13 protein-coding genes and 1 tRNA gene are annotated in these 13,675 nt (G+C 58.0%); 8 read left to right on the top strand and 6 right to left on the bottom strand.

Annotated features, from left to right (window positions below; translation table 11 throughout):
* Positions 1 to 236: 236 nt before the first annotated feature.
* The 5 genes from ACMU_RS03980 (at position 237) to ACMU_RS04005 (ending at position 4,911) form a co-directional block, all read left to right on the top strand.
* Positions 237 to 548, top strand: coding sequence for an ETC complex I subunit (locus tag ACMU_RS03980; protein WP_035256442.1), 312 nt, complete (start codon positions 237 to 239; stop codon positions 546 to 548).
* Between the two features lie 5 nt (positions 549 to 553).
* Positions 554 to 1,030: a GNAT family N-acetyltransferase gene (locus ACMU_RS03985; RefSeq protein WP_051587930.1), complete on the top strand. Its 477-nt coding sequence runs from the start codon at positions 554 to 556 to the stop codon at positions 1,028 to 1,030.
* A gap of 35 nt (positions 1,031 to 1,065) precedes the next feature.
* Positions 1,066 to 1,142 (top strand) — tRNA-Arg (locus ACMU_RS03990).
* 119 nt (positions 1,143 to 1,261) lie between these two features.
* Positions 1,262 to 2,341 (top strand): LacI family DNA-binding transcriptional regulator, encoded by a 1,080-nt coding sequence (locus ACMU_RS03995; RefSeq protein ID WP_081805386.1) that lies wholly within the window; start codon positions 1,262 to 1,264, stop codon positions 2,339 to 2,341.
* Between the two features lie 350 nt (positions 2,342 to 2,691).
* Positions 2,692 to 4,911: a glycoside hydrolase family 2 protein gene (locus tag ACMU_RS04005; protein ID WP_051588050.1), complete on the top strand. Its 2,220-nt coding sequence runs from the start codon at positions 2,692 to 2,694 to the stop codon at positions 4,909 to 4,911.
* Between the two features lie 309 nt (positions 4,912 to 5,220).
* On the opposite strand, the gene ACMU_RS19190 is transcribed toward ACMU_RS04005, so the two are convergent.
* Genes ACMU_RS19190 through ACMU_RS04020 form a run of 3 tightly spaced genes read right to left on the bottom strand, consistent with a single transcriptional unit; the run spans position 5,221 to position 7,778 of the window.
* Positions 5,221 to 5,727, bottom strand: coding sequence for a flavin reductase family protein (locus ACMU_RS19190; RefSeq protein WP_051587932.1), 507 nt, complete (start codon positions 5,725 to 5,727; stop codon positions 5,221 to 5,223).
* Between the two features lie 3 nt (positions 5,728 to 5,730).
* Positions 5,731 to 6,624 (bottom strand): aldo/keto reductase, encoded by an 894-nt coding sequence (locus tag ACMU_RS19195; RefSeq protein WP_035256447.1) that lies wholly within the window; start codon positions 6,622 to 6,624, stop codon positions 5,731 to 5,733.
* On the bottom strand, positions 6,624 to 7,778 hold the full coding sequence (locus tag ACMU_RS04020) for an LLM class flavin-dependent oxidoreductase (protein ID WP_035256450.1): 1,155 nt from the start codon (positions 7,776 to 7,778) through the stop codon (positions 6,624 to 6,626). Before ACMU_RS04020 ends, ACMU_RS19195 begins: the two co-directional genes overlap by 1 nt.
* Positions 7,779 to 7,866: 88 nt before the next feature.
* Between ACMU_RS04020 and ACMU_RS04025 the strand changes: the two genes are divergently transcribed.
* Positions 7,867 to 8,574, top strand: coding sequence for a GntR family transcriptional regulator (locus ACMU_RS04025; RefSeq protein ID WP_035256453.1), 708 nt, complete (start codon positions 7,867 to 7,869; stop codon positions 8,572 to 8,574).
* Here the strand turns inward: ACMU_RS04025 and ACMU_RS04030 are convergent.
* The 3 genes from ACMU_RS04030 to ACMU_RS18615 form a co-directional block, all read right to left on the bottom strand.
* Entirely contained in the window at positions 8,571 to 9,530 is a 960-nt protein-coding gene (locus tag ACMU_RS04030) for a glutathione S-transferase family protein (protein WP_035256454.1), read from the bottom strand. The two genes, ACMU_RS04025 and ACMU_RS04030, sit on opposite strands and share 4 nt — an antisense overlap.
* A 94-nt stretch (positions 9,531 to 9,624) precedes the next feature.
* Complete coding sequence (locus ACMU_RS04035) at positions 9,625 to 10,506, bottom strand: LysR family transcriptional regulator (protein ID WP_051587934.1); 882 nt, start codon at positions 10,504 to 10,506, stop codon at positions 9,625 to 9,627.
* 88 nt (positions 10,507 to 10,594) lie between these two features.
* Positions 10,595 to 11,140: an OmpA family protein gene (locus ACMU_RS18615; RefSeq protein ID WP_161635617.1), complete on the bottom strand. Its 546-nt coding sequence runs from the start codon at positions 11,138 to 11,140 to the stop codon at positions 10,595 to 10,597.
* Positions 11,141 to 11,282: 142 nt separating this feature from the next.
* Between ACMU_RS18615 and ACMU_RS04045 the strand changes: the two genes are divergently transcribed.
* Together ACMU_RS04045 and ACMU_RS04050 are read left to right on the top strand one after the other, a co-directional pair.
* The gene (locus tag ACMU_RS04045) at positions 11,283 to 12,416 is read left to right on the top strand and encodes an acyltransferase (RefSeq protein WP_035256457.1); all 1,134 of its coding nucleotides are present in this window, start codon (positions 11,283 to 11,285) and stop codon (positions 12,414 to 12,416) included.
* A gap of 1 nt (position 12,417) precedes the next feature.
* On the top strand, positions 12,418 to 13,668 hold the full coding sequence (locus ACMU_RS04050) for an STAS domain-containing protein (RefSeq protein WP_035256458.1): 1,251 nt from the start codon (positions 12,418 to 12,420) through the stop codon (positions 13,666 to 13,668).
* The last annotated feature ends 7 nt before the right edge of the window (positions 13,669 to 13,675 follow it).

Raw genomic sequence — 13,675 nt, forward strand, 5'->3', positions numbered from 1 at the left:
GACAAGGGCATTCGCGCCAGACCAGAAAAACTTTAGTCAACGTGTGCGTTTTTTCGTTGCCACACCCTTGGGTTGTGCATAACCTGATCTTGCAAGAAGCGAAAAGGTTGCCGGCCGGGTATCGCACCCACCCCTCGCACCACCCATCCGGTCGGCAACCCCCTTTGCACTGAGCTCTTGCACAATCCGCCCGATTTTCCGATAAGGTCTGAGAGTTTCGAAACCGAAGGTCCGCCATGCAAGCCCGCATCTATCAGCCCGCCCGCAACGCCATGCAATCCGGTAATGCCAAGAGCAACCATTGGGTTCTGGAGTTTGCCCCGGCCAGCGCGCGCAGTGTTGACCCGCTGATGGGCTGGACCTCGTCGGCGGATACGCAGGCGCAGGTCAAGCTGTCTTTTGACAGCAAAGAGGCCGCGCTGAACTATGCCAAGGATCACGGTATTGCCGCGATCGTGCAGGACCCCAAAAAGCGCAAGCCCAACATCCGCCCGGGTGGTTACGGTGACAATTTCGCAACCAATCGCCGGACGGTTTGGACCCACTAACCTGATTGGCCGGGTTCACGATCTCTGCGGCGCAGGCTGATGCGCCCGAAGCTGCTGCGTTGATCTCGCGGCACCTGTCCCAAATGGACGCCCAATCTCCCGAAGAGAGCTGCCACGCGATGGGAGTAGAGGGGTTGTTGGGAAGGGACATCAAGTTCTTTCTGATCCGTTCCGATGACGGTTTGCTGGGCATGGGGGCGCTGAAAGATATGGGCGGCGGGCAAGCCGAGTTGAAATCCATGCATGTGGTGGCCGAGGCGCGCGGCACCGGGGCCGGACGCGCAATGCTGGAGCACCTGCTGGCCACCGCGCGGGCCGACGGGATGCGAGCGATCAGCCTTGAGACCGGCTCGACCGATGATTTCCTGCCGGCGCGCCGTCTGTACGAAGCCTATGGCTTTGCCGAATGCGGGCCGTTTGGCGACTACGGCCCGGACCCGTGGTCGGTCTTTATGCGGCTGGACCTGGCGCCCACCGCTTGACCCGAGCCGCGGCTCGGGCATAAGTGACGCCACGCGGTCCCATAGCTCAACTGGATAGAGCAGCTGACTTCTAATCAGCAGGTTGAGGGTTCGAGTCCTTCTGGGATCGCCACGTCTTAGAAAGTTACGCTTTGACTGCCGTGTCAGATGGGCCTTGGTCTGCGGCTGCTGCGCTGAGGGGCACGGTTAATCGTTTACCAAATTCGCCTTTTTTTAGTAAATATATTCGTTATGAGTGATGGCATGACGACGGATACTAAAAAAGCTAAAGCAACCCAAAAACGCGGCGGTCCCACGATCAAGGACATCGCCCAACGTGCAAATGTTTCCCAGGCAACGGTGTCGCGTGTTCTGAATTTTGACGCCACGCTGTCAGTCAGCCACGAGGTGCGGCGCAAGATTCTCGAGACCGCTGCCGAGCTGAACTATGCGACGCCAAGGCAAAGGCGAAGCAGGTCGAAAGGCGGCACAGTTAACCGTATTGCGCTGGTGCACCTCCTTGGACCCGAACGCGAGATGCGCGACCCTTACTATGTGGCGTTGCGCATGGGGTTGGAGCGCCGATGTGCCGAGCTAAAGCTGGACCCAAAGCTGTTGCGACCTGATGAATTTAGGGACGACCTGTCGGTTTTCGAGGGCATGAGTGGTGCCATTCTGGTTGGCCATCACACCGGGGAAGACGTGCAGACCGTGCAAAACTCCGTCCCTCATGTGGTGTGGGCGGACTGCCCGTTTTCAGTGGCCGAGCTGGACACGGTCGACGTGAATCTGGTCGGTGCAACACGTGACGTAATGGCCGAAGTATTCTCGCAAGGCCTTAAAAGAATTGCATATTTGGGGTTCGATGGAAAGGCAAGCGGGGTTATTCCTTCGAGCCTGAGCCGACGCGCCTTTACCTATTACTCGACAATGAATGACAAAGGGTTGTGGCGACCGGAATACTTGCGGATTGGCAAGACGTCGGCAGAATCCGGATACGAGATGGCGCAAGAGGTTCTTGGGATGGATGACCGGCCCCAAGCCATCGTTGCTGGCAATGACACCATTGCGATTGGTATCTACCGCGCCGTCTCTGAACGCGGTCTTTCCATCCCCGAAGACCTAAAGGTTGTCAGCTTCAACGATCTTCCGATGGCGCAGTTCATGAACCCGCCATTGGCGTCGGTTCATATTCCTGCCGAAGAGATTGGTATAAGCGCGGTGGACCTGTTGATGGAGAGGATTAACGGACGGTCGATTGCCAAACATTTGACCTTCGAGACGATACTGCATCGAAGGCTGAGTTTGGGTCGAGGTCACGGGCAACCTTAGGGTTGGGGTAAAAATTTATTGGTTCAGTCGAATAATTTTACTATCTTTGAGTTCAGCCAGAGCGCTGATGCCGGAACGTGTCCTGTCGGCGCGTCCGCTTCCAAGGAGAGGAAAATGGATCTTACGAACTTGGCATCATTGCCGAAGTCCGGCGTATGTGCCTCCGTGTTTGGCCTAGCGGAAACGGCGTCCGCCGCAGAGGACTTCACGGTCAGGCTGTGGGACCCGAACCATTAAGGCGCCGTGGTGCTGGCCACAATTCTCACAACCCTACCCACACTTGCCGTTTTCTTTTGCCTGCAGCACTTGTTCGTGCAGGGCTTGGTCGGCTCAGTCAAATGATGGATCAAATGACACTGAAAACACCTGTCCGTTCTGCCACCCAAGAAACGCTGTTCAATGAAAATTGGATCTTTGAGGGGGGCGATACTGTCCGTCTGCCGCACAACGCGGTGGAAACCCCGTTTTCTTACTTCGACGAGGGCATGTATCAACGCGCCTTCATTTACGAGAAGAGGTTTGCCTATGACGCAAGTTGGGCTGATCAAGACGTGTTTGTCCGATTTGACGGCATCATGGCCGATGCGCGGATCAGTCTGAACGGGGTGGAAGTGGCGGCCCACCGGGACGGCTATACGCCGATCATGGCGCGGCTGACCGACCACTTGCGCAAGGGCGAGAACGTGCTGACCGTGCAAATCGACGGGTCGGAAAACCCCGAGATCCCACCGTTTGGCGGTCGGATCGACTACCTCACTTATGCAGGGATTTATCGCGATGCGTGGCTGATCGTGCGGCCCACCTGCGCCATCGACAACGTTAAGATTGAGACACCTGATGCCCTGGCCGATACCAAGACGGTAAACGCGCGAGTCATTCTGAACACTACAGCCCCGGAAGGTGCCAAACTGTCGGCACAGATTTGCGATGCATCAGGGGCGAACTTGGCGCAGCAGGTTGTGGTTGTCTGCACGCCTGAAGTCGAGCTGAGTTTTGCCGATCTGACGGGGCTGTCGTTGTGGGATATCAACGACCCGGTCCTTTACACGCTGCATCTGGCCCTGGAGACATCTGAGGGGCTGCATCAGACATCGCAGCGTTTCGGCATTCGGAGTGCTGAATTCACGCCAGAAGGGTTCTTCCTGAACGGTCGAGCGTTGAAAATCCGGGGCCTGAACCGGCATCAGTCTTTTCCTTATGTCGGCTATGCCTTGGGCAAAGCCGCGCAAGAGAAGGATGCCGAGATCCTGAAACACGAATTGCGGCTTAACCTTGTGCGCACCTCGCATTACCCGCAATCAACGTACTTCCTAGACCGCTGCGACGAAATCGGCCTTCTGGTCTTCGAAGAAATCCCTGGCTGGCAGCATATCGGCGACGCGGATTGGAAGGCAGAGTCGGTGAAAAACGTGCGTCGGATGATTGAACGTGACTGGAACCACCCGTCGATCATCATCTGGGGTGTACGGATTAACGAAAGCCCGGACGACCACGATTTCTATACAGAAACCAACGCGTTGTCGCGCGAGCTTGACCCGACGCGTCAAACCGGTGGGGTGCGTTACATCCAGTTTAGCGAAATGCTGGAAGACGTGTACACGATGAACGATTTCTGCCTTGGAGAGGCGCGCAACGTCGATGAGGCCAAGGTTCGAGCGCTGCGCCCGCAAACACGTGTGACCGGCCTGGCGGACCGGGTTCCCTATCTGGTGACCGAGTATAATGGCCACATGTTCCCAACCAAAAGCACCGATAACGAGATCCGTCTTGCCGAACACGCCATGCGGCATCTGGAGGTGCTGAACGCCGCCTATGGCGACCCGAACATCTCGGGTGCGATCGGATGGTGCGCATGGGACTACAACACCCATTGCGACTTTGGCTCGGGTGATCGGATTTGCCACCACGGCGTGATGGACATGTTCCGCGAGCCCAAATTCGCGGCCTATGCCTATGCCAGCCAGGGCAATCCCGCCGAAGGGGTTGTGCTGAAACCTGCGACCTTCTGGGCGCGGGGCGAGCGCAATATCGGTGGTGTTCTGCCTTTGTTGATCATGACCAACTGTGACTATGTCGAACTGCATTATGGGGATCATATTGCAAAACGGGTCTATCCCGCGCGAGACAGGTTTCCGCATTTGCCGCACCCCCCTGTGATCATCGAAGCCACGGATTTCCGACCCGACGAGATGGGATCGTGGGGCATGCATTGGCAAAAAGGTGCAGTGCGCGGGTTCATTGATGGCGAATGCGTGGAAACGGTCGAGTTTCACAACGCGCCGGTTCCAACAAAGCTGGAACTTTTGCCAGACGCATCAAACCTGTCCGCACATGACGCGGTTCGGGTTCTGGTGCGGGTCACGGACCAATGTGGTCACAAGCTGCCGTTCCTCCCGGAGCCTGTGCAGGTACAGGTCAGCGGCCCGGCCAAAATTTTGGGGCCCGACGTGATCCCGCTGCGCGGCGGCGGAGCAGGTTTCTGGGTGCAGACTACGGGGCCGGGCGAGGTTTCGGTGACCGGCTCCCATGGCCGTTGCAACACGGTCTCGTTCGCGTTGAACGTGGAATAGGGGTTTCTTCGTGAAGAAAGTAGAGCTGCGCAATGCTATCAATCCTTGCGCGGCGATCGAAGTTATCACGGGGTTGATCCGGACGATCAGGTTCAGGCGCAGTTCTACCTTGATCCCTAGATGGCTTTCCGCGCCGAGGGTCAGAACATCAGCAACAGGCAGGTCGCAGCGCTATTGCAGAGCAGTTTCCGGATAGGTGCTGCGGGCGGATCGATTGTCCTCTGCCATGGGGCGGGCAAAGCGTGAGCTTTTGTGTTCGCACCACGAGACAGTGCAAAGCCTCCGCCGTAAACCCCGTGATTGGGTGCGCTACCCGGCGGCCTGAAAACGGCCGTATTGCCCGCAGAAAAACAGCAGCGGATCAGACCCGTCTGCCGTGGTGACGCGGTCAACCCGACCGACCATGATATGGTGGTCGCCACCGTCATGGATGGCATGGCGGCTGCATTCAAACCGGGCAAGACAGCCTTTGATCAAAGGCACGTCACCTTGCCCAGGCCTCCAGTCCAGACCGTCAAAGGCGAAGGCATTCTTGGCAAAGCCATTGCCAATATCGGCCTGATCCTGTGAAAGCACATGGATCGCGAAATGCGACGAACGGGTAAAATAGGCCGCCCGACGCGAAGATTTCGACGGCGACCAAAGGACCAGCGGCGGGTCCATCGATACCGAGGAAAAGCTGTTTGCCGTGACGCCAACAGGGCCATCAGCCGACGGCGCGGTAACCACGGTGATGCCTGTGCCAAACCGTCCCAACGCGCTGCGAAACGCGCGGGTATTGTCGGCGTTTGGGGTGAAGTCCTGCAGGTTTGCCATAGCTCAGGGCACCTCGTGCCCGTTGGCCATCGAATACAGCTCGAACCATGTTTCCCGGTCCATCTCGACTTTCAGCGCGTCCGAGATGCGGCCGATGCGATCAAGGTTGTTGGTGCCCAGAACCGGAATAATCCTTGCCGGGTGAGCCAAAAGCCATGCAACGGCAACCGCGCTATCATCTACGCCGAACCCCGCGCCGATTTCGGCCATCCGAGCCCGCAAGGCGGCGTGCTCGGCGGCAAAAAGTGCGCCACCGGCCAATGGTGACCATGCCATGGGCGCAATATTGCGTTGTTGCAAATAAGCGATGTCGCCGTTGCGGAATGCGTCCGAGGCAATCACGCTCAGCTCGATCTGGTTGGTGACCAGCGGCGACTTCATGCCCGATTGCAGCAACGTCCAGTCATGCAGCTTGAAGTTCGACACACCTACATGGGCCACCTTGCCCGCGGCCACGGCAGCGTCCAGCGCAGCCCCAGTTTCATGGTGGTTCATAAACGGATCGGGGCGGTGGATCAGCAGCAGGTCAATCTGCTCGATCGCCATATTGGCAAGCGAGGCGTCGATCGAAGCGCTGATATGTTCGGCCGATGTGTCATAGTACTTCACCCGTTTATCCGCGAATTTGCCGATCGGTGCGACAATGTCGCATTTGGTGACAATCTGCATCTGGTCGCGCAGGGCAGGGGCGGCACGCAGGGCTTTGCCCAGAACTGCCTCGGCGCCGTAATCGCCATAGATGTCTGCCTGATCGAAGCTGGTGATCCCTTGGTTCAGGCAGCTTTCGATTTTGGCCTGAACATGAGATGCGCTGGTATCCGTATCATCAGCTACGCGCCACATGCCATAGACCAGCCGCGACAGCGACAAGGTTGGGGACAAAGCGATCTTTTCCATCAGCGGCGTACTCCATTCCCCAAAGGCGTGGCTGGGGTCTCCGACGGCACCCGGCCATATTCATGCGGCAAAGAGCAGGTCTTCATTTGCCCCAAGACACGCTGGCCAAAGCTGACACATTCATCTTCATGAGGATAGCCCGACAAGATAAAGGCGCGGATGCCCATTTTCTTGTATTCCTCAAGCTCGGACAGCACCTGATCGGTCGAGCCAACCAGGGCCGCGCCGCAGCCTGACCGGGCGCGTCCCACGCCGGTCCACAGATGTGGTTCGATGAACCCTTCCATATCGGCGATCTCGCGGTTCTTGGCCTGATGGGCGACGCCCAGCGAGGTGCTGTCGAGCGCGCGGTCGCGGATGGCTTTGCCAGCGTCATCATCCAGTTTCGACACCAGTTCCTGCGCGTATTCGCGGGCCTCGGCCTCGGTATCGCGGACAATCACGTGCACGCGCAGGCCGTAATCCAGCGTGCGCCCATGTTCAGCGGCACGTTCATGCACGGCCTTCATGCGCCCGGCCAGTTCCTCGCGGGTTTCGGGCCACATCAGGTAAACGTCGCAATGCTCGGCGCACAGATCCAGCGCGTGGGGCGAGTAACCACCAAAATACAAAAGTGGCCCGCCGGTCTGATAAGGCTTGGCCGGGTCGGTGGTCAGGCCTTCGAAATTATAAACCTGCCCCTGGTGGTTGATCTCGTCTTGCGTCCAGGCCTGTTTCAAAATCTGCACCACCTCGCGCGAGCGCTGATAGCGGTACGCGCTGTCGGCTTTTTCGCCGGGGAAGTCGGACGAGATGATGTTAACCGTCAGCCGTCCCTTCAGCATGTGGTCCAGCGTGGCGATGGTGCGGGCCAGCATGATCGGCTGCATTTCACCGCAGCGCACGGCGGCCAGCATGTTGATCTTGTCGGTGATCGGTGCGCAGCCGGCCACAAAGGACAGGGTGTCCTGACCCACCTGGTACGAGCTGGGGCACAAGATATTGCGGAACCCCTGCGCCTCTGCGGTCTTTACAATGTCACTGCAATGCGACCACGATGAGCGCAGCGCGCCATCCGGCACGCCAAGATATTGAAAGTCATCTGAACACAGGGCTGAAAACCACGAAACTTCCGCGGCATCCAGATCGGCCGATGTTACCGGTACGACGGTCATCGAATCTCCTCCGAAAGCATTTTTTAAATGCGTAACAGGAGGCCGTGAGTATATCAATGGTGTATCAATTGCACCGGGCAAAAAAGTTATGACGGATAAAACCTACACTGCGCTTCCCAAATATGTGCAACTGAGCGAGATGCTGGTGCGAGAGATCAATGCCGGGCTGTTGCTCGACGGTGAACGCCTGCCACCAGAACGCGATATGGCCAAATCGCTGGGCACCAGTGTGGGCACCCTGCGCAAGGCGCTGGCTGACCTGACCGAGAAGGGCATGCTGGAGCGTCGCCATGGCTCGGGCAACTACGTGCGGGCCGCCGCCGATCAGTCCAGTGTCTATGCCTTTTTCCGTCTGGAACTGGTCACAGGTGGCGGACTTCCAACCGCCGAGGTGTTGCAGGTTGATCGGGTGGCCAAAGAGCCCGAAATGCCCGACTTTGGTCCTTCGGATCAGGCCCACCGCATCCGGCGTCTGCGTTACTTGAATGACGTGCCCGTGGCGTTGGAAGAAATCTGGCTGGATGGCAGCCATGCCAAACGGCTGAAACTCGAAGAGCTGTCAGATTCGCTGTACCTCTATTACAAAAGCCAGCTTAACCTGTGGATCACCCGGACCGAGGACCGGGTGTTTGTTGCCGAAACACCCGGCTGGGCCCCGGACGGGTTTGGACCGTCCGAGGGGCAGACCGTGGGCTATGTCGAGCGTATGAGTTGGAGCCAGGATGGTGCCGCGGCTGAGTTCTCGCGCAATTGGTTCGACCCGGCCGTGGCACGGTTTGTATCGCGTTCCGCCTAAAGGCCCAGCGCTGAAAGGTCCGGCCCGTTGGGGACAATCCCATTTGGGTTCAGCGCGGCTATGGAATAATAGCCAGCCTTGATGTGGTCGATTTTCACAGTGCTGCGAATGCCCGGCAGGTCCAGAACCCGCTTTGTATAAGCCTGCAGAAACGGGTAATCTTCGACCCGCTTGCGATTGGTTTTGAACAGGCCGACATAGGCCGCGTCAAACCGGATCAACGTCACGAAGGCGCGTAGGTCAGTCTCGGTCAGCCGGTCGCCCAGCAAGAAATCGCGGCCATCGGACAGGCGGGTTTCCATGGCGTCCATCGTATCAAAAACGGTTGTGACGGCCTCGTTGTGCGCCTCTTGGCTTTTGGCGAACCCGGCTTTGTAGACGCCGTTGTTAAAGGGTTCGTAGATCGCGTCGTTCAGCACGTCGATCTGATCCACCAGATCTTCGGGGCGCAGATCAACGTCATTGGCCAGATCGCCAAACCCGGAATTCATGATCCGCAGAATGTCGGCGCTTTCGTTGTTCACGATGGTTTTGCGGGCCTTGTCCCACAGAACCGGCACCGTGGCGCGGCCATTCACCGCCGGGTCCGAGATCGAATAAAGCTGGTGCAAGAACCGCGCGCCGATTTGGTCGTCTGCGCCGGAAGAGCCGGGAAAGTCGCCAAACTCCCACCCGTTGTCACCAAGCCGTGGGTCGACGACCGAGACCGAGATAACATCGCTGAGCCCTTTGAGCTGCCGCGCCATCAAGGTACGCGAGGCCCATGGGCAGATGTAAGCCACATAGAGGTGATACCGGCCGGCCTCGGCCGGAAAAGCGCGCTGACCTTCGGGGCCCGGTGCCCCATCCGGGGTGATCCAGTCACGAAACGTGGATGTCTGCCGCACGAAACGCCCTTTGGCGTCGGATTTCTGAAAGGGGTCCCAAGAGTTGGACCATTTGCCATCTACAAGCATCTCTGCCTCCAATTTCCATTGGAGCCATAGTTACTCAGCGCTGATGTGTTTATAAATATGGGTCATGTGTATTCATTATCCACATTTCGTGGATTTATGGTGCTGTGATACTGCGGTCCAGCCGTGCAGCTATGAAGTCTACGAAGGCGCGGGTTTTTGCCGACAGGTGGCGGTTTGGTGGGTAGACGGCATAGATATTGGCGTTGAACAGCGAGTAATCCGACAGCAATGCGATCAGACGCCCCGCCTGCAGGTCTTCACGCACCTGAAAGTACGGGATCAGGCCCACACCTTGTCCACCCAGCAAAAGAGACCGGGTAATGGTTGCGCTGTTCACACGCAGGGGGCCATTGGCCCGCAGCCGGTGGGTTTCTCCGTCCCGCGCAAAGCGCCACATGGGGGCCGTGCGAAAGTTGGTGTCAATTATACAGCGGTGGTTTTGCAGATCCTGCGGGTGAACGGGTGTACCGGCGCGTGCAAGGTATTCCGGGCTTGCACAGAGCATGATGACAGAAGGTGCCAGTTTCCTTGCAACGAGCGAACTGTCGGGCAATTCGCCAATCCGGATCGCGACGTCGATGCCCTCGTCCAGCAGGTCGATATACCGATTGGAAAGCGTCAGGTCGATCTCCATATCGGGGTAGGCGGCCAGAAACTCGGTGATCAGGTCCGCAAGGTGGTTTACCCCAAAATCAGATGGGGCGGTCAAGCGCAGAGTGCCGGACGGTTTCGCCCGGTGATTGCTGAGGTCGGTTTTTAAGGCTTCGAAATCTTCAACCAGTTGCAGCGCCCGATTGTAAAAGGCCTGTCCGGTCTCGGTCGGGCTGACCTTGCGCGTGGTGCGGTGGAACAGCTGTGCACCCATCTCATCTTCCAGCGCGCGGACATATTTGCTGATCAATTGAGGGGTCGAGCCCAAACGCGTGGCTGCACCGGTGAACGACCCGCAATCAGCAACGGCCAGGTAAGCTTTCATTAAATCGATACGGTCCATATTCTGTATAGTATTGGCGATTAAGCCGGCAGACTATAGCCGAATTTGAGAATATCTGCTGTGCGGTCGTTCAGACCCCACGACATGTGCGGGCGAATATTTCCACCCGCCGGTTCATCGGATCAGAAGGTCGGGCCGTTAGCAATAAGTCGGCCTCGCCCACGGCATCGATGTCTCGGATACGGGTTGGTGTTCCGATGGCTGTGCCAAGATAATTGGCAACGGCAACGGCGCGCTCCAGCGAAAGGTCGATGTTGATCTTATCGGACCCAGAAGCGTCGGAATGTCCTACAAGTTTCAGACATGCCTGCGCCATCGGCGACGTGTTCAGCACGCGTGCCAGCATGTCCAGCTGTGCCTTCGCGTCAGTGTCCAGCGCCGAACCGCCGCGGGGGAAGAACACGTTGTTTTCGCGATCCACCTGCGCCACGGTTTCCTTCTGCGAGGGCGCAGGTGATGGTTGAACCTGTTGCGTTTCGCCGATGATGCACCCCGGTGCAACGATGTTGAAGCGGGTCCTGATGTCGGCACATTCCTCTTCCGACAGGCTTTGCGCCGTAACCGGGCCGGCCAATCCGAAACAGAACAGGGCAAGGGCAATTCTCAATACATGCATGGCATCCATCCTTTGGCCCCACGTTGCCGCTCTAAACCTAACAAATTGCTAACAAAATTTTCTGGCCTCTCAGGGATTTGATTAACCCGTTTTTCAAGAATCTCGCCAAGTCTGGCGGGGATCGAACTGTACGAGTGGGCAGATGACCGAACAGGTGAGAATGGTGTGGCTGGACGCGCTGCGGTTGATCGCAGGTGTGTCGATGGTTGGGCTGCACGCCACCGCCGACAGTATGGGCCAACCCTTCGCGGCTTTTGAAACGTCTGAGCGCATTGCCCCGATGCTTCTTCGGGCAGTGATCTACACGGCTCGTACAGAGTTGTTTCTGATTATTTCGGTCTTTCTGCTGTTACTGGCCTTGGAGACACGCCCCAAAACCTATGCAGCCGTTATGCGCATTCAGGCCCGTCGGCTGTTGGTGCCTTTTGCGTTTTGGACGCTGTTCTATGCAGCCTACAACCTGATCAAGGCCGAAACGTTCGGTTATGCCGCGCCTTATATCGACCAGCTGAGCAAGCCTTTTGAATGGTTTGGGTTTTTCCTTTTGGGCGATGTCAAATACCACATGCATTTCATTCCAACCCTGTTTGGTCTTTTGCTGTTCTATCCACTTTTCCGATTGGCGCAGCAGTTTCCCATGATTGGATTGATGGTGCTGGCTTGCCTTGCCGCCAAGCGCGAAATGGACGTGTTCGTCTGGTCCACCTTCTGGGGGCAGGAGGGGCTGCCATATCTTGTGCGGGGGGTGAAGATCCTGACCTATTGTGGGTATGGAATGGTCGCAGGCGCTGCTCTGGGGATCTGGCAACAGGTCGAGCCCGCAGTGAGAAGGCAGTGGTTCGTTCTGATTGCCTTTGTGGGCGCCATGCTGTTCCTGATCAAGCTCATCGCCACTTACAAAACCATCGAGACCGCCCAATGGCAGCATGGGTTCACTCCCGGATATTGGGCTGACTTTCTGATGCCTGTGGTGTTGTTCATGGGCTGCCTATGTCTGGGCCATTTGCGCTGGCCATCCGTGATTTCGAAATGGGCGCCGTATTCTTTCGGGATTTATCTGTGTCATCCGATCTTTCTGGATGTTTCCGAAATCCTGTTGCGAGGCACTGCTTGGCCACCGATTGCACAGGTGGGTTTCAAAATCGCCGTGGCAATCCCCCTGACCACGGCTCTGGTGGTTCTGCTGTCGCGGAATTCTGTGCTGGGTTGGACGGTGGGGATGGGGCATCTGCCGCGTGTTCCGGGGTTTAACAAGTTGAAAGTAAAGGGAATATGACATGCTGACACGTTTGACCCTATTGTCGCCTGGCGAGGCGATGATCAAAGTTGACGGGGCGTTGCGCTCCGATTCTATGGTGGGGTTGCGGCTTTCCATGGAGCAGGCGTTGCAATCAGGATGCAGTGCAATTCTGTTTGACCTTTCCCGGGTAAGTCGCATGGATTTCGGCGGCGCCGGCGTTTTGGCCGAGTTGGCTGGCCTGGCCCCGACAGGGACGCAGGTGGCGTATTGCGGATTGCGGCAGCGCGCGCGCGCGCGGTTGCAATCCACAGGGATGGACAGCTGTTTACCGCTGTTCGACAATGTAGACGCGGCACGGAGTTCTGACAGTTTCCGGTTGCAGGCCGTGCGGGGCATGCAGGCGATTGTCCTGTTCGACGCCGAGTTTCCGGCATTGGCTGGCTTTCCCGTTCGTCCAGAGATGTTGGACGTCATGGATCGCCCGATGCTGCAACATGTCGTGGAGTTCCTCGTAAAAAATGGCGTCAGCCAGGTGGTTCTTGCCGCCTCGCAGCAACGGGACTTCTTGCGGCTGCACTTCGTTTCGCAACCCGGGTTGGCGCGCCATTTGGTGTTTGTCGCACCGGAGATTGCGCAGAACGGATTGGGGCATGTCGCCCGCTCGGTGCTGCCGGTTTCGCGCGAACTTTTGCTGCTGGACGCGAACACTTTGCCGGATTTCGATCTGGCCGCAATGGTGATGCAACATCGCGACAGCCAACGGAACGGGACATTTGCGCGGGGCCAAAACGGCGACGTTGCCGGCGCTGCAATTGTCGACCCCCGCAAGCTGGAACTGCCTAGTGTGCACTCGGTCGGGGCCTTGGCGCGCCATCTTGCGAACTGGCCCTCGGTTGGTGATTTCACCGTCGATGGCGCCGGGCCTGTGATCTCTCCGGCCAGCCTCTTTGCCTCTGCTTGCGAGCGGTTGCATCGCCACGCAGGCGACAGTTGCACGCGGCAGGCTGCGCTGGATCGCGGTGCAGTTATCGCCCGGCGGGCAAGCATCACGGGGCCCTGCTATATTGGGGCCGGTGCCGAAATCGGTGCGGGTGCCGAAATCCGCGGCCCAGTGATCATCGGGCGTGACTGTCGCGTCGAAGCGCAGGCCACGATCAGCCAAAGCCTTGTTCTGCCCGGCGCGCATGTACGGCGCGGGGCCCTTCTGGACGGGCAAATCGTGGGCGATGACTGGGCGATCCAGCATGGCGGGAACCTGGCATCTGCCGCATTGGCCAATTCCGCCTGAACTGTAA

The sequence above is a fragment of the Actibacterium mucosum KCTC 23349 genome (assembly GCF_000647975.1).
GTDB lineage: Bacteria > Pseudomonadota > Alphaproteobacteria > Rhodobacterales > Rhodobacteraceae > Actibacterium > Actibacterium mucosum.